The 25,698-nt window shown below is 64.8% G+C and carries 21 protein-coding genes; 10 read left to right on the forward strand and 11 right to left on the reverse strand.

Annotation, left to right across the window (positions count from 1 at the left end; all coding sequences use genetic code 11):
* Positions 1 to 12: 12 nt before the first annotated feature.
* Positions 13 to 1,194, reverse strand: a complete 1,182-nt coding sequence (locus C0Z18_RS05640) for an isovaleryl-CoA dehydrogenase (RefSeq protein WP_102644578.1) — start codon at positions 1,192 to 1,194, stop codon at positions 13 to 15.
* Positions 1,195 to 1,393: 199 nt separating this feature from the next.
* On the opposite strand from C0Z18_RS05640, the gene C0Z18_RS05645 reads away from it, so the two are divergent.
* Complete coding sequence (locus tag C0Z18_RS05645) at positions 1,394 to 2,185, forward strand: TetR/AcrR family transcriptional regulator (RefSeq protein ID WP_102644406.1); 792 nt, start codon at positions 1,394 to 1,396, stop codon at positions 2,183 to 2,185.
* A gap of 70 nt (positions 2,186 to 2,255) precedes the next feature.
* The gene (locus C0Z18_RS05650) at positions 2,256 to 3,266 is read left to right on the forward strand and encodes a DUF2891 domain-containing protein (protein ID WP_102644407.1); all 1,011 of its coding nucleotides are present in this window, start codon (positions 2,256 to 2,258) and stop codon (positions 3,264 to 3,266) included.
* 67 nt (positions 3,267 to 3,333) lie between these two features.
* On the opposite strand, the gene C0Z18_RS05655 is transcribed toward C0Z18_RS05650, so the two are convergent.
* The 4 genes from C0Z18_RS05655 to mreB all read right to left on the reverse strand — a co-directional run bounded on the left by C0Z18_RS05655 (position 3,334) and on the right by mreB (position 8,663).
* Entirely contained in the window at positions 3,334 to 5,643 is a 2,310-nt protein-coding gene (locus C0Z18_RS05655; RefSeq protein WP_102644408.1) for an amylo-alpha-1,6-glucosidase, read from the reverse strand.
* Positions 5,644 to 5,750: 107 nt separating this feature from the next.
* Positions 5,751 to 6,533 (reverse strand): alpha/beta fold hydrolase, encoded by a 783-nt coding sequence (locus tag C0Z18_RS05660; RefSeq protein ID WP_102644579.1) that lies wholly within the window; start codon positions 6,531 to 6,533, stop codon positions 5,751 to 5,753.
* 101 nt (positions 6,534 to 6,634) lie between these two features.
* Positions 6,635 to 7,504: an MOSC domain-containing protein gene (locus C0Z18_RS05665; protein ID WP_102644409.1), complete on the reverse strand. Its 870-nt coding sequence runs from the start codon at positions 7,502 to 7,504 to the stop codon at positions 6,635 to 6,637.
* A 106-nt stretch (positions 7,505 to 7,610) separates the two neighbouring features.
* The gene (gene mreB, locus C0Z18_RS05670) at positions 7,611 to 8,663 is read right to left on the reverse strand and encodes a rod shape-determining protein (RefSeq protein WP_102644410.1); all 1,053 of its coding nucleotides are present in this window, start codon (positions 8,661 to 8,663) and stop codon (positions 7,611 to 7,613) included.
* A 250-nt stretch (positions 8,664 to 8,913) separates the two neighbouring features.
* Between mreB and C0Z18_RS05675 the strand changes: the two genes are divergently transcribed.
* On the forward strand, positions 8,914 to 10,497 hold the full coding sequence (locus tag C0Z18_RS05675; RefSeq protein ID WP_102644411.1) for an ABC1 kinase family protein: 1,584 nt from the start codon (positions 8,914 to 8,916) through the stop codon (positions 10,495 to 10,497).
* Between the two features lie 22 nt (positions 10,498 to 10,519).
* Here C0Z18_RS05675 and C0Z18_RS05680 read toward each other — a convergent pair whose 3' ends face one another.
* From C0Z18_RS05680 to C0Z18_RS05700, 5 genes are all read right to left on the reverse strand, one after another.
* Complete coding sequence (locus tag C0Z18_RS05680; RefSeq protein WP_102644412.1) at positions 10,520 to 11,536, reverse strand: hypothetical protein; 1,017 nt, start codon at positions 11,534 to 11,536, stop codon at positions 10,520 to 10,522.
* Between the two features lie 81 nt (positions 11,537 to 11,617).
* Positions 11,618 to 13,120: a PAS domain-containing protein gene (locus tag C0Z18_RS05685; protein WP_102644413.1), complete on the reverse strand. Its 1,503-nt coding sequence runs from the start codon at positions 13,118 to 13,120 to the stop codon at positions 11,618 to 11,620.
* Positions 13,117 to 13,575 (reverse strand): response regulator, encoded by a 459-nt coding sequence (locus C0Z18_RS05690; RefSeq protein WP_102644414.1) that lies wholly within the window; start codon positions 13,573 to 13,575, stop codon positions 13,117 to 13,119. The genes C0Z18_RS05685 and C0Z18_RS05690 overlap by 4 nt, the downstream gene beginning before the upstream one ends.
* Before the next feature lie 25 nt (positions 13,576 to 13,600).
* On the reverse strand, positions 13,601 to 15,754 hold the full coding sequence (locus tag C0Z18_RS05695; RefSeq protein ID WP_102644415.1) for a sensor histidine kinase: 2,154 nt from the start codon (positions 15,752 to 15,754) through the stop codon (positions 13,601 to 13,603).
* A gap of 144 nt (positions 15,755 to 15,898) precedes the next feature.
* A complete protein-coding gene (locus C0Z18_RS05700) occupies positions 15,899 to 16,918 on the reverse strand; it encodes an AraC family transcriptional regulator (RefSeq protein WP_102644416.1) in 1,020 nt (339 codons plus the stop codon).
* A gap of 291 nt (positions 16,919 to 17,209) precedes the next feature.
* On the opposite strand from C0Z18_RS05700, the gene C0Z18_RS05705 reads away from it, so the two are divergent.
* Complete coding sequence (locus C0Z18_RS05705) at positions 17,210 to 18,343, forward strand: acyl-CoA dehydrogenase (protein WP_102644417.1); 1,134 nt, start codon at positions 17,210 to 17,212, stop codon at positions 18,341 to 18,343.
* Here C0Z18_RS05705 and C0Z18_RS05710 read toward each other — a convergent pair.
* On the reverse strand, positions 18,324 to 18,677 hold the full coding sequence (locus C0Z18_RS05710; protein WP_199189398.1) for an amidohydrolase family protein: 354 nt from the start codon (positions 18,675 to 18,677) through the stop codon (positions 18,324 to 18,326). The two genes, C0Z18_RS05705 and C0Z18_RS05710, sit on opposite strands and share 20 nt — an antisense overlap.
* Positions 18,678 to 18,860: 183 nt before the next feature.
* On the opposite strand from C0Z18_RS05710, the gene C0Z18_RS05715 reads away from it, so the two are divergent.
* From C0Z18_RS05715 to C0Z18_RS05740, 6 genes are all read left to right on the forward strand, one after another.
* A complete protein-coding gene (locus tag C0Z18_RS05715) occupies positions 18,861 to 19,328 on the forward strand; it encodes a hypothetical protein (RefSeq protein WP_102644418.1) in 468 nt (155 codons plus the stop codon).
* Between the two features lie 262 nt (positions 19,329 to 19,590).
* Positions 19,591 to 19,839 (forward strand): hypothetical protein, encoded by a 249-nt coding sequence (locus C0Z18_RS05720; protein ID WP_102644581.1) that lies wholly within the window; start codon positions 19,591 to 19,593, stop codon positions 19,837 to 19,839.
* Between the two features lie 304 nt (positions 19,840 to 20,143).
* Entirely contained in the window at positions 20,144 to 21,895 is a 1,752-nt protein-coding gene (locus tag C0Z18_RS05725; RefSeq protein ID WP_102644419.1) for an AMP-binding protein, read from the forward strand.
* A gap of 31 nt (positions 21,896 to 21,926) precedes the next feature.
* Positions 21,927 to 23,447: a CoA-acylating methylmalonate-semialdehyde dehydrogenase gene (locus C0Z18_RS05730; RefSeq protein ID WP_102644420.1), complete on the forward strand. Its 1,521-nt coding sequence runs from the start codon at positions 21,927 to 21,929 to the stop codon at positions 23,445 to 23,447.
* 37 nt (positions 23,448 to 23,484) lie between these two features.
* Complete coding sequence (gene mmsB, locus C0Z18_RS05735; RefSeq protein ID WP_102644421.1) at positions 23,485 to 24,381, forward strand: 3-hydroxyisobutyrate dehydrogenase; 897 nt, start codon at positions 23,485 to 23,487, stop codon at positions 24,379 to 24,381.
* A gap of 53 nt (positions 24,382 to 24,434) precedes the next feature.
* Positions 24,435 to 25,637, forward strand: a complete 1,203-nt coding sequence (locus tag C0Z18_RS05740; protein WP_102644422.1) for an enoyl-CoA hydratase/isomerase family protein — start codon at positions 24,435 to 24,437, stop codon at positions 25,635 to 25,637.
* Positions 25,638 to 25,698 lie beyond the last annotated feature (61 nt).

The following is a 25,698-nucleotide window of genomic DNA, read 5'->3' on the forward strand; positions in this document are numbered from 1 at the left end:
GTTGGATCGGCATCAAAGCGTTTCGGCGAACAGCTCGCGGCCGATCAGCATCCGGCGCACTTCGCTCGTGCCCGCGCCGATCTCATAGAGCTTCGCGTCGCGCCACAAACGGCCCACCGGATACTCGTTGATGTAGCCGTTGCCGCCGAGCACTTGGATCGCTTCGCCCGCCATCCACGTGGCCTTTTCCGCGGTGTACAGAATGACGCCCGCGCAGTCCTTGCGCACCTGGCGCACATGGTCCTTGCCGAGCGTGTCGAGTTGACGGCCGACGGCGTACAAATAGGCACGGCATGCCTGCAGCGTCGTGTACATATCGGCGACCTTGCCTTGAATCAGTTGGAACTCGCCGATCGCTTGGCCGAATTGCTTGCGATCGTGGATGTACGGAACGACGGCGTCCATGCAGGCGAGCATGATGCCCGTCGGGCCGCCGGCCAGCACGGCGCGCTCGTAGTCGAGCCCGCTCATCAGCACCTTCACGCCGCCGTGCAGTTGGCCGAGGATGTTTTCCTCGGGCACTTCGACGTCTTGGAATACGAGCTCGCCCGTATGGGAGCCGCGCATCCCGAGCTTGTCGAGCTTTTGCGCGACCGAGAACCCTTTCATCCCCTTCTCGACGATGAAGGCCGTGATGCCGCGCGCACCCGCCTCGACATCCGTCTTCGCGTAGACGACGAGCGTGTCGCAGTCCGGGCCGTTCGTGATCCACATCTTCGTGCCGTTCAGCACGTAACGGTCGCCGCGCTTGTCCGCGCGCAGCTTCATGCTGACGACGTCGGAGCCGGCGTTCGGCTCGCTCATCGCCAACGCGCCCACGTGCTCGCCCGACACGAGCTTGGGCAGGTACTTGCTCTTTTGCGCCGGCGTGCCGTTGCGGTGGATCTGGTTGACGCACAGGTTCGAGTGCGCGCCGTACGAGAGGCCGACCGAGGCCGATGCCCGCGAGATCTCCTCCATCGCGACCATATGCGCCGTGTAGCCCATGTTCGCGCCGCCGTACTCCTCGGAAACGGTCATGCCGAGCACACCCAGTTCGCCGAACTTGCGCCACAAATCCATGGGGAATTGGTCGTCGCGATCGATCTCGCCCGCGCGCGGCGCGATTTCCTTCGCGGCGAAATTGGCCACTGCGTCGCGCAGCATGTCGATGTCTTCGCCGAGCGCGAACTGCAAACCAGGCACATTGCTCATGAACGTCTCCTCGAATTCGGATGGGGAGGCCGGGTGCGGCCATACGAGCGGCAACCACGCTCGATCACCGCGCATTTCACGCCAGATTTACGTAAGCGTCAATAGTTTTCTTGAGTAAAGCTCATATTTTTGCGGCGCCGCGTGGATCTGGGCCTGCGGTGCTAATATCGGCCCCGGCAATCGAGCGAGCGCGACGAACTTGAATACGACTCAGACCGGGGAAGAAACGAAGCCCGAAGCGGGCGGCGCCAGGCGTCAGCCGGCCGGACGCAAATCCCAGCAACGCGTGAAGGACATCCTTCAGGCGGGCCGCGAGGTGTTTTCCGAAAAAGGTTACGAACGTGCGACCACCGCCGAAATCGCACAGCGGCTCGGCGTCTCGGAGGCAACCGTATTCAGTTACTTCCGCGGCAAGCGTGAGCTTTGCGCGCGCGTCATCGCCGACTGGTACGACGAAATCATCGCCGCGATCGAAACGGGCCTGCCGCGCGAGGGCACGGCGCGTCAGCAGTTCGCCTTCATCGTACGAACCCATCTTCGACTGATGCTGGTGCACGGTACCGGCATGTGCTCGCTGGTTTTATCGGAAGGGCGGGCCAAACATCATGAACTCAGTGCCGAGTTGACTTCCTTGCAGCGCCGCTACACGGCGCCGCTCATGCGCGTGCTCGCTCAGGCCCAGCAAGCGGGGCAGATCCGCACCGATTTGCCGTTGCGCTTGATGCGCTCGATGGTGTTCGGCCCGCTCGAGCATGTGCTTTGGGACGCGGCGTTGGGCCATCGCAGTCCGGACATCGATGTCACCGCCGACCGTCTCGTGGACGTTTTATGGACGGCGCTGCAACCGCCGGCTCCCGCCATTTCGGCCCTGGTCCAACTCAAGGACGACCTCGGCGAAGCGATGCGGCGCTACGAGGCGAGCGCGGCCAACGGACCGCCGCCCGCCTCCGCCGAGAAGCGCAAGTCGAAGCGCGATCGAGCAGACGATTGACCGCATCGGCGCACTTGCCCAATACGGATGGCACGACTATCGTGTGGGTTCCTCATCTTTTGCCCCTTCGATGACTACCCGTCTTACGCCTGCGCTCGCCTCGAAGTTCGCCGACTTGGCGTTATCCCATCTGACCCGCGAATACCCGAACAAGCTGACGCATTCGCTCGCCGGCCCGCAAGACGTTCGCTCGCCGCGCGAATTGCACCCGATCTTTTACGGCAGCTACGACTGGCATTCCTGCGTCCACGGGTACTGGCTGCTGCTGCGGCTGCTCGATCGATACCCGGAGCTGCCGCAAGCGCAGCAGATCCGCGACGTCGTCAATGCGCACTTCACCGATGCGAAGGTCGCGGGCGAGCTCGCTTATTTGAGCCTTCCTCACAATCGTGGCTTCGAGCGGCCCTACGGCTGGGCCTGGCTGCTCGCGCTGGCCGGTCAATTGGATGCGATGCGCTCGCCCGAAGCCGCGCGCTGGGCGTCGGCGCTGGCCCCGCTGACCGATGCCTTCGTCGATCGATTCACTGAATTCCTGCCGAAGGCGACCTATCCGTTGCGCGTCGGCACGCACTTCAATACGGCATTCGCGCTCGCGCTGGCGCTGGACTTCGCTCAAGCGACCGAGCGCGCCAAGCTGGAAGCGCTCATCGAGGAAACGGCCTGGCGCTGGTACAAGCGCGATATGGACTGCCAGGCATGGGAACCCGGCGGCGACGAATTTCTATCGCCTGCGCTGATGGAAGCGGAATTGATGCGACGCGTGCTGCCGCACGACGCCTTCAGCATCTGGTTCGAACGGTTTTTGCCTCGCCTGGCACAACAAGAACCCGCCACGCTCTTCAGCCCGGCCGTGGTGACCGACCGCACCGACGGCAAGATCGCCCATCTCGACGGGCTCAACCTGAGCCGAGCCTGGTGCCAGCGCTCGCTCGCGAGGGCCCTGCCCGATGGCGACGTGCGTAAGGCGTTACTCGAAGACGCCGCCGAGACGCACCTGAACGCGGCGCTGCCGCACGTGGCAGGCGACTACATGGGCGAGCATTGGCTCGCGACGTTCGCCTTGCTCGCCCTCGAAGCGTGAGCGCCGCGCAGGCTCGACCCTCGTGAACGTTGGTGTTGCTGCCCGGGCAGCGCCCGGGCCGGCGCCATCACAGCATCGCCACGACGCGCACGTTGCCGCCATCGGTTGACGGCACCACCTTTTCGCCGACGCGCCGGAACGTAATCGAGACGGTGCCCTCGCCCACCCGCAAATTGCGCACTTCGAGCCAATCGATACCCTCCGGCAAGGCGGGCTGATCGATCCGCACTTCGCCGCGCTCGGCATCGACCGTCACGCCGAGACATGCTTCGAGCATCATGAACGGCGCGCCCGCGGCCCACGCCTGCGGCAAGCAAGCGACTGGATACGCCGTGGGCGGCTCGCCGCGGCGGCGCCCCAATCCGCAAAACAGCTCCGGTAGCCGCATGTCGAAACTGACCGCGGCTTCGAACAGCGCCTGCAGCAAGTGCACGGCGGCTTGCTTGTTGCCATAGCGCGCCAGCCCGCGCGCGCACAGCGCGTTGTCGTGCGGCCAGACCGAGCCGTTGTGGTAGGCCATCGGATTGAAGCGCGCCTGGCCGGCCGCCAGGGTACGCACACCCCATCCCGTATGAAACAGCGTCGATTGCAGATGCCGCGCGACGGCCTCGCCGCGCGCCCGAGTAGGCAGTCCGAACGCGAGCAAGTGACCGGCGTTCGATGCCAGCACGCGGCACAGCTCTCCGTGTCCGTCGAGCGCGATGCCGTAAAAATCGGCCTCGGGCATCCAGTACAACGCTTCGACACGCTCTCTGAGCGCGGTCGATCGCGCCGCATAGCGCGCGGCGTCCTCGGTCAAGCCACGCTGGGCCGCGAACTGCGCCATCGTGTCGAATGCCGCGCACGCGTAAGCCTGCACTTCCACGAGCGCGATCGGGCCTTCCGGGAAGCGCCCGTCGGCATGAAACACCGAATCGTGGCTGTCCTTCCAGCCCTGGTTCGCGAGACCGCGATCCGACTCGCACCGGTAATCGACGAGCCCATGACGATTCTTGTCGCACACTCTCGCCACCCACTGCGCTGCCCGCTCCAGCGCCGGCCACAATTCGGCGATCAGCGCCTGGTCGCCCGTGCGCGCGGCGTAGGCGCCCGCCAGCACGATGAACAGCGGCGTGGTGTCCACACCGCCGTAATACAGCGCGAACGGCACCTCGCCCGTCGCGGCCATCTCGCTCTTGCGCATCTCGTGCATGATCTTGCCCGTGGCCGCGTCACGGAACTTCGAATCTTCGCGTGCTTGGTGCTCGGCGAGAAAGCGCAGCACGCCGCGTGCGAGCCAAGGCTGCAACCACAGGGTTTGCAGCGACGTCACGACGGCATCGCGCCCGAACGGCGTCGAAAACCAAGGGATACCGGCGTACGGATACGGGCCCGTGGGCAGATCCGTCGTCAGCAAACTGAGATCGGCGAACGAGCGATCGAGCCATGCGTTGAACAGCGGATTGCTCGAGCGAAGCCGCGCGGTACTCTGGCGGCGTTCGCGCATCGACAAGTGCGAATTGGCCAGCGCCGCCCGCACCGCGGCGCGTCCCACGCGTGGCGGTACCGCATCGATTTGCGTGAAATGGGCGGGGCGCGCGCTATGGGGCGGTTGCGCGACTTGGGCGCTGGCCGGTTCGACACCGTCCGCGCCGGCGAGCGTTTGCGTGTGCGCGGCCACGGACAAGTAGATCGATACGCAGGCATGGGCCGGGAGTTGCACCGTGTAGTCGGCCCGATCCTCGAAAAGGTAATCGGGCGCGGGCGCGAAGGCGATGCCGACAGTGCGGCGCACGTGGTCCAGGCCGACGTAGACCAACTTCACGTCGTCGCGCCCGACTTGCGCCGGCTCGAGCGAGCCGTGCCGCGTGCGCTTCAAGCCGCGCACTTCGAACATGTCTTTGAAATCGCTGGCGAACGAAATCGACAACGGCACGACCGCATCGCTGAAGCCGTAGTTCGTCAACGTAATCGCTTCGTATAGCACCGTGCCGCACAGCACACGCAGCCGCTCGACGTGAATGACGCCCTCGGGCGTGCCCTCCCCACCCATCGGCGGCAACGGACGGTTCGTCAAATGCGCTGTAAACGATGTGTTGTCGCTGCTGACGTTCCCCGAGAGCAACGAGGGCGCGCGCCCGCCGAACGTCAAACGCAATTGCGACAGCATCCGCGTGTCGTTGACAAACAGGCCGTCGTCGAGCCCGTTGATGTCGCCCAGCGGATCGTTGACGACGAACGTATCGCCCGATTTCAGCACGTATTGGCTGGTGCGCGCGATGTAGGGATGCTCGGGCGCGATGAACGCGCCGTCGGGGTCGGCGTGCAACGGCGCGCCGGTTTGCGTGGGGATATCGGTCAGTGCGTCGGTTGCGTCGGTTGCGTCGGTATCGAGCATCGTCTTGCTCCGGTCGGTTGGAGTTGGCGCTTCGCCACTGTACCGCTTCGGCTCGCTTCGTGCCTATGGTGCCTGCATCGGCGCAAATGCGATGCCCGTCGATCGCGTTACTCGCTCTCGCGGATGAACTCGTCGATGTGACGATTGAACGCGCTCGGATGCGCAAGATTCATCCCATGCGATGCCCCGCGGATCGTGTGCCGCCTCACGTCGGGCAACCAGCCTTCGAGCATACTCACGTTGCGTCGAAACAGCCCCGGGCTCTTTTCTCCGTCGATCAACATGGAAGGGCATCGTAAGCTCCATGCGGCCTCGCGCGTATAGGCGGGCAACGGATCTTGGAACTGCAGGGGCAACGTCAGCGCGTTATCGAGCGCCATGGCACGGAAAGCGGGAGGGCTCTTCGCCCACGAGCCGACGCGGCTCACCGAATCGACGAACAGTTCCAATCCCGCCTCGAGTTTCCCTTGCTCCACCAAGTGCTCAGCCCGCGCGCGAAGCGGGTTCACGGTATCGGGAAGCACGGCCTGGGGCTGGCCGGGCGCCCACAGCGGGCCGCCCGGATCGGCGAGCGTCAACGTGCGCACATGCTGCGGATGGCGCACGGTGAATTGGAATGCGACCGCTCCGCCGCGCGAATGCGCGACGACGTGAGCCGGACCGCCGCCAAGCCGTTCCAAGAACTCGGCAAGCTCGTCGGCATGGTGGCTCCAGCTGAAGGGCACCGTGCTCGGCAACGCGGTGGCGGGCCAGTAGTGCGTCAGGCTCACCGCCACGCAACGGTAGCGCGCCGCGAGCCCCGCGAGTTGCGGCTGCCAGTACCGGTAATCGCAAAGCGAGCCGTGCACGAATAGCACGAGCGGCCCGTCGCCGCGCTCGACGTAAGGCATTCGTAACCCGCCATCGAGCGCCACGAAACGCACTTCATCGTCGGGAACGACGGCCGCGCGCCCGATCGCACCCGACCGGGCCGGCATCGATGAGGCTCGGCTCATGCGTCGAACCGCAGTTCGGCCTCGACCGCATGCCCGACGGCCAGCGTCGCACCGGCCCCGGCGGCGACGATCGCGTTTTGCCCGAACGTGATCGCGCCGTCCACGCGGCTGTCGCTTCGATAAAGGCTCATCGTATCCGTCGGCTCGTTCGGCCAACGCGGATCGCGCTCGCCACTTGCTTGATCGATCGTGGGAATCGGACAACGCGGGCACGGTTTGACGAGGCGCAGCCGCACGCTGCCGCCCGCGGCCTCGATGCCGAGCGTGTCCGTGTAATCCTCTTCGTAAGCATCGATGCCGGCCAGCACCAGGTTCGGCCGGAACCGGTTCATCGGGATCGAATCGACCCCCTTGGCGCTCAGGCGCGCATTCAAATCCGCCAGCGACGCTTCGCCGATCACGAGCAGCGGATAACCGTCGGCGAAATGCACGTCCGCGGTGAGATCGCCCGTCCACTTGCGGCTCGCGGCGCGCTCCACCGCGGGGCTGAACCGCACCAGCCGCAGCGGCGCGCCGAGGAAATCGGAGAACCAGCGCGCGGCATCGTCGCCCGCGTCGAGCGCCGTCACGGTGTCGCTCCAGACCGTCACGGCCAGCGCCGGTGCGCCGGCCAAGGCGGCGGCGTCGAGCGCGAGAGTGAGCGTGGTCATCCCCGGCGCCAGCACCTCGAGCCGATCGTCGTTCAACGCAGGCTGAATCAGCGCCATGCGCGGGTGGGTGCGCTGCGTGACGAACCGCCCTTGCGCGTCCACCACCATCCAATCGCGGTCGTATTCGAGGCCGTGCGCGGTCAAACGGACGGCATCGCGCGAAATACCCGCGCACGACTTGATGGGATAGACGTTGAGTTGACTGATGGAAGGCATGGCGAGGCACGCGCCCACTGACGCGAATAGGCAAACGGCGATGGTAACACCGTGCCGTGGCGAGCGTTTTTCGCTTGGGAAGGCAGGCCCGGCGTTGCGCCGGGCGTTATTGAAGAAATGATGCGGAGTCGACGCAATCGGCTGCCGCGCCGGCGCCGCGCACCGCGCAGGTCAAGGGCTCGTTCGCGACGCGCACCTCGAGCCCCGTCACTTCGGCCAGCCGCCGGTCGAGATTGGCCAGCAGCGCACCGCCACCCGTCAACACGATCCCCGTATCGGCGATATCGGTCACGAGTTCGGGCGGCGCATTCTCGAGTGCGTTCTTCACCGCCCCGATGACGACCTTCAGCGGCACGGCCAGCGCCTCGGCAACGTCATAGTTCGACAACTCGATCGTGCGGGGCAGCCCGTCGCTCAGGCTGCGGCCAACGGCGCGCATGCATTGACGCGGTACGTTAGACGTCGCCGTGCCGATGGTTTTCTTGACGAGTTCGGCCGTCTGATCGCCGATGATGACGCCATAGGTATTGCGAACGTGCCCGATGATCGCGGCATCGAATTGATCGCCGCCGACACGCACCGACGTTTGATAAGCGATTCCGCCCAGGGAGACGATGCCGACTTCGGTCGTCCCGCCGCCGATATCGACGACCATCGAGCCGCGCGCTTCCGCGACGGGCAAGCCCGCCCCGACCGCCGCCGCGAGCGATTCGCCGATCAGCGTCACTTTGGACGCCCCCGCGGCGATCGCCGCCTCGCGGATCGCGCGCCGCTCGACGGCGGTCGCGCTGGACGGCACGCAGATGGTGAATTCCGCCCGGCGCCCGAAGAGCGAGCGCAACCGGGCCATATCGACGAATTCGCGAAACATGTGCTCGGCGGCGGAGAAATTGGCGATGACGCCGTGCCGCATCGGCCGCACGGTCTCGACGTTACCGGGTGAGCGCCCGATCAGTTGCTTCGCTTGATCGCCGACCGCCGTGACCTTGCTCCTGCCCGCCTCGGCCGATTTTTGGAAACAGACCACCGACGGCTGATTGAGCAAGATGCCCTCGCCGCGCGTGTAAATGAGGGTATTCGCCGTGCCGAGATCGATCGCCACGCTTTGCGGGAACAGTCGATTAAAAAACGCAGGATGCGACATCGTTGACTCTCTCATGGATGACAACAACGGCAGGCGTCCCGTCACGACGAGCGAGACGCTCGCGTACTCGTTGCGGGTAGCGCGGTCGGGCCGATGTCCCCTTTACGGCAATGTGGCGCATAACTTTAGGGTCGGTTGGTTTTTTCCGATTGTGCGGTGCCGCAGCCGATAAGCGCGGCGACAGTCAACGCGTGCGTTCGCCGATGCGCCGGACGTGGCATTCTTCTCGCTGGCATCCCTCCTTCCTTTCGCCAAGCCCTCGCCCATGCGCACAACGTTTCGACGACTGGTTCTCCTGGCTTGTCTACTGCGCTACGGCGCAAAGCTGTTATGGTCGGCGGCGCCGCGCGGGCAACGGCTGCGTTGGTTCGCGCACCTCGCGCGGCGCTTGCACGAAACGCCGCGCTCACGGCAGATGTTGCATACGGCGCTCCCGCTGCTGGGCCCGCTCGTCAGCGCGTTTGCGGTGCACGCGCTCTCCGATCCCGAAACCGCGGAACGCTCGATTCACGATGCGCTCGCTCGGCTTGCCGATATCGAAACGGCGCTCACGCGGCCGCTTCCGCCCGGCGAGGTGGCCGCCGCGCTCGAACAAGCGATGGGACACGCGCCCGATGCCGTATTTGCCTCGATCGATCCGATGGCTTTCGAAAGCGGAATCGCGGAGCAAGTCCATGCAGGCCGACTCCGAAACACGGAAAGCGCCGGCAGAGCCGACGGCGGCTTCGACAGAACGGCGATCAAGCTGCTGCGCGTCCGGGAAGTGGAGCGCCTTGGCGACGATATCGCCGTACTCGGCTGGGCGGCGCGGCTGCTCGAGCGCTTCTCTCCCAGAGCGCGAGAACTCCAATTGCACGCCCTTGCCCAATCGTTCGCCGCCGAAGTTCAGCGCCGCTTCGATTTGCGCACGGAAGCGGCGAACCTCTCGCAAACAGGCCGGCATCTCGAAGACGACGAACGCGTCGTGGTGCCCGAAGTCGTTTGGGCGCTCAGTAACGACGACGTCCTCGTCATCGAGCGGATCGAGTCCGTCGCGATCACCGACCTTGATTCCCTACGGGCGAGCGGCGTCGATCTCGAAGCGTTGGCCGAGCGCATCGTGCAGATCGTCGTCGAACAGGCGTTCGCGCATGGCTTCTTTCATGCCGCGCTCGATGCGCAGCGCCTGCGGGTCAGCGTCGAGGCGCGCAGCTTGGGCAGGCTCGTGTTCGGCGAGGGCAAGATCATGGCGACGCTCACCGAGTCCGAGCGCGAATTTTTCGTTCACGGGGCGACGGCTCTGTTCGAGCAGGAATATGGACGGCTCGCCGCGATGCATCGCGAAGCCGGCCACGTCGCGCCGGGCACGCGCGACGAAATGCTCGGCGCGGAATTGCGGACACGCGCCGAGCCGCATTTCGCGGCGCGCGGCGCCGATCGCTCGCCCGCCGCGCTATTGGGGCATCTACTCGGCGCGGTCGAGGCGTTCGACGGCGGAGTCTCCCCCGCGCTCGGGTTGGCCCATCAAGCACTTGCGCGCGCGGAATCGCTCGCCCGCGCGCTGGCGCCGGGACTCGACACGTGGCAGGTCGTCAAAGGCGCGCTCAAGGGACTCGCTCGCGAGGATATCGGCCACCGCGGCTGGATCAAGCGGCTCGCGCGCGAGCTGCCGCATCTGTCGGCCATGCCGCGTCTGCCCAATCTCTTCGTGCATCGGCTGCAAGCGCACTTCAGCGAGCACGAGCGGCCCGATACGGCGCTATGGGCCGCGCAACTGAGTCGTGAGCAACGTCTGACGCGGCGCTTGCTTTGGGCGTGCGTCATGACGGGCGCGCTGCTCGGCGCCGGCGTCGTCTGGCTTGTTCGATGAGAAGCGCGCGAACGGGCGCGGATCAATCGGCCGTATCGGCACCCTCCGGCACCCGCGCTCGCACCTCCGGCTTCGGCTGCGGCGACCATGCCGGCCGCGTACTCGCGCCCGAGTCCACGACGACCAGGTAGCGGCCGGCCCATGGCGTCACCGCGCGATCGGGATGCAGCACCCACAATGAGAGGCCGGCGTCCGCCATCGCTTGGTAATCGGCGTCGAGCACGCCGAAATGGTCCAAAAAGCGGTCGAGCGAACCGGGTATCCGCACGCATCCCTTCGAGTGGCGAATACCGAGCAACGGTTCGAGCTTGTCCGGGTCGGTTGCATGCATCTGCAAGCGCATGGAGGAAATGCCGCCCTTGCCCCACCCGCGCTCGGCGTCGTTCCAGCCGAAATCGAAGATTCGCGAGTCGCGCGCGCCGTAGCCACGGATGCCGTTTTCGTTGAGCGTGCCCTCGGCACGGAAATCCATGTTTTGCGGCGTATGCTCGAACACGCCGATCGGCGTCACGAAATGATCGTATTGACCGGGCCAGCCGGTCGAGACGGGCGATGCGCCGAGGAGCGACCAGGCCCCGCCCGGATCCCCTCGAAAATAGATGAACAGCGCTTGCACGTTCGGATTGCGGTCCACGAGCACGACGTATTGCCGGGACAATGCGCCGAGCCCTTTTGCCGCCAACGCGGCTTGCAAGCGGCGCCCATAGGCCAGTTGGTCGGCCGGCGGTACGGCCAACCGCCTCGTCACCGCGCTGTCGAACTCGCTGCCGAGTTTGAGCGCATCGCGCGGGTCGAGGTGCGCCGCGCGATCGGCGGCTTGATGCGCCGCAATCGCAACCGCCGCGGAGGCGGCCGATGCGGCTTCGGCGGCCGAAGCTGCGGACGCCGCCGAAGCGGCAGACGCTTCCGAACCGGCCGAGGCACTGGCGCCTGCCCCGGACGCGAGTGCGGGACACCCGAACGTCGCGAAAACCACCGCGCAAGCGGTTACCGATAAACGGTGCGCGAGGCGCCGGCCGGAAAGCTTTGCTTCTGTCATCGACGAGACCCGTAGAAAGTGCCTAACCTACGAGCAAAGCAACTTCCGTGCTCGTGTTGGCGCTTCGTTCCTAGTCGCTCGTCAATGCCTGACCGCCCCTACTCCCGCATCGTCGATATCAGGCGCCTCGACCACCGTGAGCGGCAACGTCACGGTCAACGAAAAACCTTCCCCTGGCGCCGTGGCGACGTTCAATTCACCGCCGAGGCGAGCGGCCCGCTCGCGCATGCCGAGGAGTCCGAACGACTTGCGGCTGCGCCGCGCATCGGGCAGCGCGCCACGGCCGTTATCGCGAATCTTGACGATGCAAAACGGCTCCTCGCGTGCAATTTCGACCTCGGCCTCGCTTGCGCCCGAATGACGCGCGATGTTGGTCAACGCTTCCTGCACCATCCGAAATACTTCGGTGCCGCTGTCGCGATTGAACGCGACCTCGTTGATGTCGAGCTGCGCGTTGACGGCGATCCCATGCCGCGCCGAGAACTCGTGAATGAACCAATCGATCGCCGGAATCGGGCCGAGATCGTCGAGCATCACCGGGCGCAAATCGGCGGCGATGCGGCGCACCGAGGCCACGAGCTGGTCGATGAGCCCATAGATACTGCGTAGCGCATCGCCGGCGGATTCGTCGATTTTGCCTTCGATCGTCCGCTCGAACCGTCCCATGTCGATCTTCATCGCGGTGAGCAACTGCCCTAGATCGTCGTGCAGCTCGCGCGCGATCCGCGTTTTCTCCTCTTCGCGAATGTGTTGGATATTCGCCGATAAGCGCTGCAATTCCTCACCCGATTCGCGCAGCGCCTCGTCGGCGCGTCGCCGGTCGGTCACATCCAAAATCCAGCCCACCATCCGATACGCTTTGCCGGACGCATCCCAAAGCGCTTGCGCGCGCGACTGAATCCAACGGTATTCCCCGGCGCGCGTCCGAACCCGATATTCGACGTCGTACGGATGCTTGTCTTGGATATGCGCATTGATTGCGAGCATGACGCGCTCGAGGTCGTCGGGATGAACGAGGTCGTAATGCGCGCGCATTTCGTTCGGCAATTCGTCTTCGTCATGCCCGACGATTTCACGGAAATGCGGCGACAAATACATTTCGCCCGTACGCAGATTCCAATCCCACAGGCCGGCGCTCGCGCCGCTCACCGCGAGTTGGAACCGTTCCTCGCTCGCGGCGAGCGCGGTCAGGGCGCGGTTGCGCTCGATGGCATAACGTATTGCGCGGCTCAGCAACGCGGCCTGAATCTCGCGCTTGAGCACATAATCTTGCGCACCCTCTTGGATCGCCACGAGCCCGACGGAGATATCGGCGAGGCCCGTCAGCACGAGCACGGGCGTATCGGGTGCGATGTGGCGAAAGCGCCGGAACGTATCGATACCGTTCCCATCGGGCAACCCTAAGTCGAGCAACACGACGTCGAAGTGCGCGCCGCAAGCCAACGCGAGCGCATCCCCGAGCGACTCCGCACGCGTCAGCGTGTGCTCGAACTCGCTGATATCGATCAGTGCCTCGCCGATGATCAACGCATCGGTCGGACTGTCTTCAACGAGCAAAACCTTGACGGACGAAGGTGTATTCAAGAGCGCACGGGTGGCAGAGTAACGACACCGAACCAGAAATCACTGATGCTGCGCACGACGTCGATGAATTTCGAAAAATCCACGGGCTTGGTGATGTAGCAATTCGCATGCAGACAGTACGACTTCACCACGTCCTCTTCCGACTTCGAGGTAGTCAGCACCACGACGGGAATGTTGCGCAATTCCGGATCTTGCTTGAGCTCGTAGAGCACTTCGCGGCCGCTCATCCGCGGCAAGTTCAGATCGAGAATGATGAGCCCCGGGCGCGCCGGCTCGCGGTCGGCGTACTTGCCGCGCCCCTTTAGGTAATCCATGGCGTCCACGCCGTCCTCGACGATATCGAGCGGATTGAGGACCTTGTATTGCTCCATCGCCTCTCGGGTCAGCATGACGTCCGTGGGGCTGTCTTCGACGAGAAGGATGTGGACGAGCTTACCGCTGTCATCGCATAGCATGAGCAACACTCCAAAGAACGATGCATTAGCCAGCCGCTGCCGCACCCGCCGCGCGCGGCATGGTAAAGAAGAACGTCGTGCCTTCGTCCGGTTTGGACTCCAGCCAAATGCGCCCGCCGTGGTGCTCGACGATACGCTTGCACAATGCGAGCCCGAGCCCCGTTCCGGGGTACTCGCGGCGCGTATGCAGCCGCTGGAAGATCACGAAAATGCGTTCGAAATATTGCTCCGCAATACCGATGCCGTTGTCCGCAACCGAGATCTGCCAGGCATCGTCCGCCGGCTGCGCGCCCACGTGGATGCGTACCGGCCCGTCCTTTTTCCGAAACTTGATGCCGTTGCCGACGAGGTTCTGAAACAACAATGTCAACTGCGTCGGAATGGCCTGCACCGTGGGCAACGGGTCGTGCGTCACCTCGGCCTGGGTCTCTTGAATGATGACCGCGAGATTGCGAAGAGCAAGCTCGAGCGCATGCCCGACCTCCACCGGCTGCTTCGGATCTTCGAGCCGGCCGACACGCGAATAGCTCAGCAAGTCGTCGATGAGCGTCTGCATGCGCGTGGCGCCGTCCACGGCGTGACCGATGAATTCATCGGCGCGCTCGTCGAGCTTGCCTTCGTAGCGACGCTGCAAAAGTTGCAATGGTCCGGCCACCGCGCGCAGCGGCTCTTGCAAATCGTGCGACGCAACATAGGCGAACTGCTCGAGATCGCGGTTCGACCGGGCGAGCTCCTCGGTACGCTGCCGAAGTTGCCGCTCCGAGCGCTTGCGCTCGGTGATGTCCGCGATCGAACTCAAGACGAAGGTCCCCTCGGACGTCTCGATCGGGTTCAGACCGATCTCGATCGGAAACTCGGAGCCGTCCTGCCGCAAACCGTAGAGATCGCGGCCCGAGCCCATCGGCCTTACCGACGGATTGGCATAGAACGCCGTGCGAAAGCCAAGGTGACCGCTGCGAAAACGCTCGGGAACGAGCATTTCGATCGTCTGACCGAGCAACTCGTCGCGCTTATAGCCGAAGAGCCGCTCCGTTTGCGTATTGACGAGCGTCATCTTGCCGGCGTCGTCGACCATGATCATCGCGTTCGGCGCCGCCTCCACCGCCACACGGAAACGCTCCTCGGCACGCTCGCGTTCGGTGACGTCGTGCAAGACGAGGACCGACCCGACTAGCTGCCCCGCCGAATCGAAGGTCGGTGCGCCGTTCGCATTGACGGGCGTGCGCTTGCCGTCTCGACCGATCAGCAGCGTACCGCTCGAATGATCGACGGCGCGCCGCTCGCGGATGGCCATGATGCCCGGGTTCTCCGCGCGGCTCTTGTCGCTGCTGCGCTCGAATCGCAAGATGTCATCGACAGGACGCCTCATGACCTCCTCGGCACGCCAGCCGGTCAGTGTCTGCGCCACCCGGTTGAAGAAGGCGATGCGCCCGTCGACATCGGTGGCGACCACGCCGTCGCCGATGCTCGAGAGCGTTACCTCCAGCAACTCTTTCTGTTCGAACAACGTATTGGCCGATTTCGCGGCGTCTTGAAACATGCGCCGCGCCAGGTAGCCGAACGACAGACACAGGAAGACAGTCAACGCCCCGGACGCAAGGCCCGCCACGACGGCCAAATCGCGCGTGCGCCGCGCCACCGACTGGCGCGCGGCCAGTTGCACCGACACCTGATGCTCCATCGCAAGCACGAGCGCCCGTGCGCGATCCATGAAGTTTTTGCCCGTATCGTTCAGTACGATCGCCTGCGCGGGCTCGAACCCGCGCGCACGCCGAAGGTCGATGACCGAGCGCAGTTCCTTGCGCTTTTCGTCGAGCAATGCGCTCAGTTGGGCCAGCCGCTGCTCCTGCGGGGCGTCCCCTTTCAACAGCGCTTCGAGACGATCGAGCTGCGCCCCGATCAGCGGCTCGGCATCGACATAGGGCTGAAGGTAGTCTTCGCGTCCCGTAATGACGTAGCCTCGCTGCCCGGATTCGGCGTCGCGCGCGAGCGAGAGCAGCCGCTCGAGATCGGCGTAGACCTCGTTCGACTTTTGCACCTCGGCCTCGCTGTTATACAGCGTGACGGTGCCAACCGCGCCGATACCCGCCGTCACGATCATGAGCAGCCCGATGAAAGGCCAGCCCCATCCGATCCACCGCCACGCCTTGCCGCTGAATTGTTTGACAGCGTTGTTCATTTCCTCGCGCCTCGAACGTGCATTTCGGTGCTTCGTTACAAGATAGTAGGAAATTCAACCGACGAATCGCAAACGCAAATACAAACGCCCATTCCGGCCGGCCGTTGCCCCGACCGCCCGGTGGCGGTTTCGTCATGGTCCGCGCTAGGTGGCTCCCGCGCTCGCCGGACGGTAATCGGTCGGCCGCGCGCCGGTCCATTTGCGGAAGGCCCGATGAAAGGCGCTCGGCTCGGCGAACCCCACGGCGACGGCGATGTCCGCGATCGTTCCCTCGCCGCTTTGCAGCGCGGCGATCGCGATGTCGCGGCGCAGCGCGTCCTTGATCGACTGATAGGTTTCACCCTCGCGCTTGAGCTTGCGACGCATCGTTGCCTCGGCAATGCGCAATTCTTCGGCCAGGACATCGGCCGCGGGCCAATCGGGGATCGGACGCGCCCGCAACGCTCGCCGTACGCGCGCCGCCAAGGAATCGGGGTTACGGTACTTGACGATAAAGCTTGCCGGGGCGTTGCGTAAAAACGTTTTCAACGATTTCGGCGTTTGAACGACGGGCAACGCGAGGAAGGTGGGCTCGAGTTCGACGTAGGACTGCCCTTGCTCGAAACGAAGATCGTCGCAAAACATCGAGCGATACTCGTGCCCCGCGGCGGGTTCGGCGCAACCGAAGCGAGCGGCCCGGACCGGAATGCGGCGCCCGACGAGCCAGCACACGAGGCCGTACACGAGGATGAAATGCGTGGCGTAGGCGAACATCGGCTTTTCGTCGACGCCCTCGCGAAGACGATAGACGAGGCGTACGCATTCGCTCGAGATATCGACGTGGGCCACGATGTCGTCGAGGACGAGCCGCATGAAGCCCGTGGCGCGGGCGATGGCCTGGGCACCGTCGCGCGCGGTCAGCGCGGCCTGGCACATCGCGATGAAGCTGCCGCTGCGCATCGGATGCGAATCTTGGCCGAAAAATTCGTCGTCGAGCCCTCGGCCGATCGCGTTCCAGAGCGCGCCGTACTGCGTCGACGAAACGCGCGCTTGCGGCGAGGCGAGTAGTTGGGAAGAGATGCCGGCGAGTTCGAGCATCGGCGAGGGATCGACGCCGCAGCGCTCGACGCAGCGTATCGCTTCCTCCACGAGACTAACGGCGATGGTCCCTTTTTCTTTGTCCATGAATCGTTCCAAGCGCGCCTGGGGCTCCCCGTGGCAAATGCGCTCACGCCGATTGAGCGGCCTGAGCATCGAAAGCCGCGGCGAGGCTGCCTACACTTCGACGCGTATGCGGCTTACCCGATGAACGCGCCAACGCACAGGCCGCGGGTTCGCGCCCGAGCGGCCGCACAAACGCGACAGTGTAAAGCCGGCCCGTCCCGGCGCCAAGCCGGCGTCCTAGCGGGCCCGCGTGCCGGCGCGCGACGGCCGCCTGTCGCGTTCTCCCTTTTTTTCGTAGCTTCTTGCACTGCCATGGACGAGTTCTACACCGAAGAACAACGGATGATCCGCGATACCGCGCGGCAATTCGCGACCGAATGTCTCGCGCCGCATGCCGCCCAATGGGACAGCGAGGGTGCGTTGCCGGCCCACATCGTCCGGCAGATGGGCGAGCTCGGCTTGCTCGGCATGATCGTTCCCGCGGAACTCGGCGGCACCTATACCGATTACACCGCCTACGCGCTTGCGCTGGAGGAGATCGCCGCCGGCTGCGCGTCATGCGCGACGATGATGAGCGTCCACAACTCCGTGGGCTGCGGACCGATCCTGAAATTCGGCACCGCGGCACAACAAGCCCGTTGGCTCGGCGAGCTTGCCCTGGGCAAGACGATCGGCGCGTTTTGCTTGACCGAGCCGCATGCCGGCTCGGAAGCGAACAACTTGAAGACGCGCGCCGTGCTCGAAGGCGGGCGTTGGGTCATCAACGGCAGCAAGCAATTCGTGACGAACGGGGGACGTGCGGGCGTTGCGATCGTGTTCGCCGTCACCGATCCCGAATTGGGCAAGCGCGGAATTTCCGCCTTCATCGTGCCGACGGATACGCCCGGTTTCATCGTGGGGCGACCGGAGCACAAGCTCGGGATTCGAGCATCGGATACCTGCCCGATCACGCTCGACGCCTGCGCCGTGCCCGAAGAGAACTTGCTTGGCGAGCGCGGAGAAGGCTTGAAGATCGCCTTGTCGAACCTGGAAGGCGGACGCATCGGCATTGCCGCCCAGGCCGTAGGCATTGCCCGGGCTGCCTTCGACGCGGCCAAAACCTATGCCACCGAGCGAATCCAATTCGGCAAAGCGATCAAGGAGCACCAGTCGATCGCCAACATGCTCGCCGACATGACGACGCGCCTGAACGCCGCGCGGCTGCTCGTGCATCACGCCGCGCGTTTGCGCAGCGCGGGGATGCCGTGTCTTTCGGAGGCATCGCAGGCCAAGCTCTATGCGTCGGAAGTGGCCGAAGACGTCTGCTCGAAGGCGATTCAAATCCATGGGGGCTACGGCTACCTGGCGGACTACCCCGTCGAGCGCCACTACCGCGATGCGCGGATCACGCAGATTTACGAAGGTACGAGCGAAGTGCAGCGGATGGTCATCGCGCGCAGTCTCTGAGCGGCGCGCCGCCCTCGATTCTCCTTGAAGCTGCCGGAAACAGCTTCAAGGCGTTGCGGCCGATCCGCGCTACTTGTCCGGCATCCAGTCCCGACGACAGGCGCAACGCGCGCATGTTGCCTTCCATCGCCTCGAAGCACGTGCACGGCACGCCGCAGTCGGAGCCGTAGACGATATGCTCGACGCCCGCCATAGCGACCGCGGGAGCGATCGTATGAATCGAGCCGGGCATCGCCGTATCCACATACAGTCGTGCAAGCTGATTACGCTTTCGGCCGCCGTCATCGGACGGCGTAAAATGCCCGTGCACGTCTATCCAAGTATTCGACTCCATATTTCCCTCTCCGACATGGCCAAGTGGATATGCCCCGTTCCGACCTGTCATATTTGGGCGTTCGCGCCTAGTGTGCGCCCGGTCCATGCAAGGGCGGCGAACCCGAATTTTCAAGCAAAGGACCCGCACTGTCCGATACATGGCTGCGATCTGGAATACACGCCCGACGGTCCGGGGAGGCCGATGGCGCTAAAGACGGCGGCTGTCCGTCGCTTGGACGCGATCGGTACCATCGATAGGAAGCTCGGCATTCTCGTGGCCATTCACGATGACTCGGTTCCGATCTACTGCGACTACCATCAGCGCAAGCACGTCTATCTCGGGAACTGGCCAGGGCAGACGCCAACCGACAAGCCGGTTTTTTTGGGCAGTCTATACGGCCAGAGCGAACTCACCCTCTGTAAGCGCATTGCGGCCGCCGTCCCATGGGAGCGATTCATGAATAACGTCGGTGGCGTCGATATCATCTTCGATTGCGGCCGAGTGATCGTCGGGACGGAGGATGAAACCGATATTCTCGTGCAGGGTGGCTGGCAGAAAGAAAAAGACGGGCCGGTGATTACGTTCCATGCCTATCCGATCGCCAACGCCGGGTCACAGGCCAATACATTCAAGAGTTGCAAAAAAGACGGCAGATACCTACGGCTGTAACGACGGCCCAGCGTGTCGAACCGTGTGTTTCACGATTGGCTTCGGGGTGTTCCCATCCTTCGAAACTGTAACGTCCCATTACTTGCCGGGTCGCCACAATTATGCGGCAACGTCAAAAACCCGTTATATATCAACGGCTCTCGATCTTCTCGGTATCGGAGCGACGCGCCGGCGCCTAGGCCGGCAACCCGCCTTTTTAAGCATCTCTTAAGGCGCAATGTCCAATATCTGCCCGCAGCCAGACGCGATGGAGGCCGGCCCCATGAGTGACCCGAACGAATACCCTACGCCGCGCAAGCCGCGCACCATGTTGCGGCGCATCCTCAGCCATCACGAGATCGCCACGTTGTTGCTGCTCCTGCACGCGCCGATCGATGCCTCCGCCAAGCCCGAGATTCCCATGCTGCAAGAGGCCGGGCTCGTCGAACCTATCGAGATCGAATCGGGCGGCACCCGCTTTCAGTTGACCGAGGACGGCACCGCCGTCTTGCGCGGGCTCGGCATCCGCTGAACCGCGCATCGCCCCCCCTCTCCCTCGCTACGCCCCGTGCCTCCACGGGGTGGCAAATGCGCTCATACAATGTGAGCGTCTTGAGCATCGAAAGCGGCCCCGCCGCTGCCTACACTTCGACGCAGTAGTACATCGGCATAAGCGGCCAAAGAATCGCCTTGCCGGTCGCATCGACGTAGCCGCATCCATCAACGAGGAAACGCGCGGGCAACATCGGCAAGGCCATTCGACCTTGCGCGGGCCACGCGCGCCATGGGATCCAAGCATCCGCGCAAACGCCTGCTTGGATCGACGGGAGACAAGGATGAACGCATCACAGCGCTTTCTGGCCGCGCGCGATTTCCTATTGCGCCATCGGACGGACTACGACCACGCCTATCGTCATTTCACGTGGCCCGAACTGGACGATTTCAATTGGGCCCTCGACTATTTCGACGAAATCGCCCGCGGCAACGATGCGTGCGCCTTGTGGCTCGTCGACGCCGCCACGGGGCAACAAACGAAGCGCTCTTTCGCTCAGATGTCCGAGCATTCTGCGCGTATCGCGAACTTTCTACGCGAGCTCGGCGTGGGCCGCGGCGATCGCATCTTACTGATGCTGCCGAACCGCGTGGAACTCTGGGATACGATGCTCGCCGCCATGAAGCTCGGCGCGGTCGTGATGCCGGCCACGACTCAGCTTTCGGCGGAGGATTTGCGCGAGCGTATCGAGGTCGGGCAGCCGACGTACGCCGTGGTCGATACGGCCGAATGCGGCAAGTTTGCCGGCATCGAGGCGCCGCTCGTCAAACTGGTGGTCGGGGCGCCAGAAGGCGCGCACGATCATGCCGGCTGGCGCCGCTTCGAAGACGGCTATGCGGCCTCACCCGCCTTCGAGCCGCTCGGCGTCACGCGCGCGCGCGATCCGCTGCTGCTCTACTTCACCTCGGGCACGACCTCCAAGCCGAAGCTCGTCGAACACACGCACGAGAGCGCCCCGGTCGGTCACTTGTCCACCCTGTACTGGATCGGACTGCAACCGGGCGACGTTCATTGGAACATCAGCTCGCCCGGTTGGGCCAAGCACGCTTGGAGCTGCTTTTTTGCCCCGTGGAATGCACAGGCTTGCGTCTTCGTCTTGACGTATGCCCGTTTCGACGCCAAGACCGTACTCGATACGCTCACGCAGCACGGCGTTACGACCCTGTGCGCGCCGCCCACCGCGTGGCGCATGCTCGTGCAGGAACCGCTCGCGTCGTATCGCGTCTCGCTGCGCGAAATCGTCGGGGCGGGAGAGCCGCTCAATCCGGAGATCATCGAACGCGTCAAAGCGGCATGGGGCATCACGATCCGCGACGGTTACGGCCAAACCGAGACGACTTGCCAGATCGGCAATTCGCCGGGACAACCCGTCGTGCCCGGCTCGATGGGGCGTCCGCTGCCGGGCTACCGCGTGATGCTCGTCGATCCCGACGGGCACCCCGCCGACGAAGGGGAAATCGCATTGCCCCTCGGCAATCTCGGCACGCCGGACGATACGGCCGGCGCCGGCGAGCCGTGCCGCCGCCCGCTCGGGCTGATGACGCGCTATGCCAATAACGCCGACGCGACCGCGCACATCATGCGCAACGGCCGCTATCACACGTCCGACGTCGCGATGCGCCGCGACGACGGCTATTACGTCTACATCGGCCGGGCCGACGATGTCTTCAAGTCATCCGACTATCGCTTGAGCCCGTTCGAGCTCGAAAGCGCGCTGATCGAACACGAGGCCGTCGCCGAAGCGGCGGTCGTCCCGAGTCCCGATCCGCTGCGGCTTTCGGTGCCGAAAGCCTACGTGATGCTGCGCCACGGCTATACGTTCGACGCGGAGCTTGCTCGTAGCATTTTCGCGTTCTCGCGCGAACGTCTGTCGACGTACAAGCGTATTCGGCGCCTCGAAGCCTATGAGTTGCCGAAAACGATTTCCGGCAAGATCCGCCGTGTCGAGTTGCGCCGCCGCGAGATGGAGCGCGGCGACGCGGCGGAGCGGCTGCCGGGCGAATATTGGGAAGAAGACTTCCCCGAACTACGATGATTTACGAACCGAACCGATCAGGAGTCCATCGATGAGCCATCCCTCCGCCGCCGGCACGAACCGGCCGACCGTCAAGCTGCTGATCAACGGAGAATTCGTCGAATCCGTCTCGACCGAGTGGCGCGACATCGTCAATCCCGCCACGCAAGAAGTACTGGCGCGCGTGCCGTTCGCGACGCGCGCTGAAGGCGACGCGGCCGTCGGCGCCGCGCATGCGGCATTCGCACAGTGGAAGTCCACGCCGATCGGCGTACGCGCGCGCATCATGCTCAAGTACCAGGCGCTGATACGCGAGCACATGCCGCGTATCGCCAAGATCCTGACCGCCGAGCAAGGCAAGACGCTGCCCGATGCCGAAGGCGATATCTTCCGCGGGCTCGAAGTGGTCGAACACGCCGCGTCGATCGGCACGTTGCAGCTCGGCGAGTTCGCCGAAAACGTCGCCTCGGCCGTCGATACGTACACCCTGCGGCAGCCGATCGGCGTATGCGCGGGCATCACGCCGTTCAACTTCCCCGCCATGATCCCGCTGTGGATGTTCCCGATGGCGATCGTGTGCGGCAACACGTTCGTGCTCAAACCGTCCGAGCAAGACCCGCTCTCCACGATGGCGCTGGTCGAGCTCGCGCTCGAAGCCGGTGTGCCGCGCGGGGTGCTCAACGTCGTGCACGGCGGCAAGGAGGTCGTCGATGCGCTGTGCACGCACGAACACATCAAAGCCGTTTCGTTCGTCGGTTCGACGGCCGTCGGCACGCATGTCTATACGCTCGCGAGCGAGCACGGCAAGCGCGTCCAATCGATGATGGGCGCGAAGAATCACGCCGTGGTGCTGCCCGACGCCAATCGCGAGCAAACGCTCAATGCCCTCGCGGGCGCGGGCTTCGGCGCGGCGGGCCAGCGATGCATGGCCACGTCGGCCGTGGTCCTCGTGGGCGAGGCGCGCGAGTGGCTACCCGATCTCGTCGCGCGCGCGAAGACGCTCAACGTCAACGCCGGTACCGAACCGAACACCGATGTCGGCCCGCTCGTATCGAAAGCGGCCAAGGAACGGGTGTCGTCGCTGATCGCCAAGGGTGTCGAGGAAGGGGCAACGCTCTTGCTCGACGGCCGCGGCGTACAAGTGCCCGGATACGAGAACGGCAACTTCATCGGCCCGACGATCTTCTCCGGCGTGACGACCGAGATGGCCATCTACCGCACCGAAATCTTCGGCCCGGTGCTCGTCGTACTGACCGTCGATACGCTCGACGACGCCATCGCGCTCGTGAACCGCAATCCCTTCGGCAACGGCGTCGGTCTATTCACGCAAAGCGGCGCGGCGGCGCGCAAGTTCCAAAGCGAGATCGACGTCGGCCAAGTCGGCATCAACATTCCGATCCCGGTGCCCGTGCCGATCTTCAGCTTCACGGGTTCGCGCGGCTCGAAACTCGGCGATTTGGGCCCGTACGGCAAGCAAGTGATCCAGTTCTACACGCAAACGAAGACGGTCACGGCGCGCTGGTTCGACGACGCGCCCGCCGGCGGCGTGAATACGACGATCAACCTGCGCTGACCTGCAAGGCCGAGCACCGCACACGGAGAGACACGCCATGAAGATTGGATTCGTTGGGCTGGGCAACATGGGTGCGCCGATGGCGCGCAACCTGCTGAAAAACGGTCATTCGCTGCAAGCGTTCGATTTGAGCGAGGACGCGTTGCGCTCGCTCGCGCAAGCCGGCGCGGCGGTGTGCGCCTCGCCGAAGCAAGCGGCGGCCGACGCCGAACTCGTCGTGACGATGCTGCCCGCCGCCGCGCACGTGCGCAGCGTGCTGACCGACGAGCAAGGCGTGCTGGCCGGCATCGCGCCCGGCGTGACGATCGTCGATTCGAGCACGATCGATCCGGCTAGCGCGCAAGCGTTCGCCAAGCTGGCGGCCGCCCACGGCAACGCGTTCGTCGATGCCCCCGTGTCGGGCGGGACCGGCGGCGCGGCCGCCGGCACCCTGACGTTCATGGTCGGCGCCAGCGAAACGCTATTCGCCGAGATTGCACCCGTGCTCGGCGCGATGGGCAAGAACATCGTCCGATGCGGCGACACCGGCATGGGCCAAGTCGCGAAAATCTGCAACAATCTCCTGCTCGGCATTACGATGACGGGCGTTGCGGAGGCGATGTCGCTCGGCGCCGCGCTCGGCATCGATCCGAAGGTATTGGCGGGGATCATCAACACGTCGACCGGCCGCTGCTGGAGTTCGGACACTTACAACCCGTACCCCGGCATCGTCGAGACCGCGCCGGCGTCGCGCGGCTACACGGGCGGCTTCGGCGCGGATCTCATGCTCAAAGACCTGGGCCTCGCCGCCGAAGCGGCTCGCGGCGCCAAACAGCCGATTTTCCTCGGCGCGCTCGCGCAGCAGCTTTATCAAACCATGAGCGCGAACGGCCAAGGCGGACTGGATTTTTCCGCCATCATCGCGCTGTATCGACACCACGCGGCCCAGCAATGAACGAGGCTCGGCCGCGCTTACCGTCATGTATCGACTATGAATGGAGACAATGAATGAACGCACGTGTCGAACTCTCGGATGCCGGACGCGACGGCGTATCGGGCGCCACGCCGCCGGCCGAGGGACGCGTGCTCAGCCACGTGGTCAACGGCGTCGCGATCCTCACGCTCGACCGGCCGCACGCGCTCAATGCGCTGTCGCACCGGATGGTGCGCGAGCTCGCTGAGCACGTCGAGCGTTACCGCGAAGACGATGCGATCGTCGCCGTCGTGTTGCACGGCAGCGGCGAAAAGGGGTTTTGCGCGGGCGGCGACGTCCGGGCGCTTTACCACGCGGCCAACGCCGGCCGCGCGGAAGGCGACGACGGCTGGCGCCAATTTTTCATCGACGAGTATCGCCTCGATTTCGCCCTGCATGCGTTTCCGAAGCCGATCGTCGCGCTCGCGGACGGCATCACGATGGGCGGCGGCATGGGACTCGCGCAAGCCGCTTCGCTGCGGATCGCGACCGAGCGCAGCAAGATCGCCATGCCCGAAACGCGCATCGGCTTCGTGCCCGACGTCGGCGCCACCCGCTTTTTGAGCGTGATGCCGGTCGAACTTGCGCTTTACGTCGCGCTGACGGGTGCGGTGTTGTCGGGTGCCGACGCCGTGCGCTGCGGGCTCGCCGACGTGTGCGTCCAAAGCGAATGGCTGCAGGGATTCGAAGCGCGTCTGACCGCGCTGCCGGCCGATGAGGTCGGCGCGCGTTTGCGCGAGGCATTCGTGCCGCCCACGGCACCCCTGCCGCCCGCCCCGATCGAGGGGGTGCTCGGCGGAATCGAAAAGCACTTCGCGGCGCGGTTGACCGTGGATGAAATGGCGGCCTCGCTGGCGGCCACGCTGATCGCGAACCCGCCGCCCGAGATGCGTGCCTGGCTCCAATCGGCGCTGGATACGCTGCACGGCTACTCGCCGACGATGCTGCACGTCACGCGCGAGGCCATCTTGCGCGGACGGCGCATCACGCTGGCCGACGCCTACCGCATGGAACTCGGGATCGTATCGCGCGCGATCGAGGAAGGCGATTTCCGCGAGGGCGTACGCGCGCACCTCGTCGACAAGGACCGCAGCCCTCGCTGGCAGCCGGGATCGCTGGCCGAAGTGCGCCAGGAGCGAATCGCGCACTTTTTACGCTCGCCGTGGCCGAGCGCACGGCATCCGCTCGCCGATCTCGGCGCGTTGCCGCAGACCCGCGCCTCGCGGTTGCCGTCCTAGGCGCGAGGGCGCGCTAGATTCTCGCATCTAGCGCGCCGAGCACGAAATGAAACGGGCGGCT

The organism is Trinickia dabaoshanensis, assembly GCF_002879885.1.
Classification (GTDB): domain Bacteria; phylum Pseudomonadota; class Gammaproteobacteria; order Burkholderiales; family Burkholderiaceae; genus Trinickia; species Trinickia dabaoshanensis.